Origin of the sequence: Achromobacter sp. GbtcB20, assembly GCF_019091095.1 — a bacterium.
GTDB lineage: Bacteria > Pseudomonadota > Gammaproteobacteria > Burkholderiales > Burkholderiaceae_B > Achromobacter > Achromobacter mucicolens.
In genome coordinates this window covers 1-249 of sequence record NZ_JAGXJZ010000746.1, presented here as the reverse complement: position 1 = coordinate 249, position 249 = coordinate 1, and the positions used below count along the sequence as shown (strand labels likewise).

The following is a 249-nucleotide window of genomic DNA, read 5'->3' as shown; positions in this document are numbered from 1 at the left end:
AAGACCATGGCCGACGTGATCGACTTCAACGAGAAGAACGCCGCGCGCGAGATGCAGCATTTCGGCCAGGAGCACCTGTCCGCCGCCCAGGCCAAGCCGGGACCGATCAGCCGCGGCTACCGCGAGGCGCTGGCCAACAACCTGCGTTACGCGCGCGAAGAGGGGAACGACCGCATCCTGCGCGAGGAGCGCCTCGATGCGCTGGTCGCCCCGACCGACGACCTGGCCTGGCTCACCGACTACATCAAG

1 pseudogene is annotated in these 249 nt (G+C 67.5%); it reads left to right on the top strand.

Annotation, left to right across the window (positions count from 1 at the left end):
* Nucleotides 1-249, top strand: a pseudogene (locus tag KVT32_RS30950) (amidase); the annotation flags it as partial.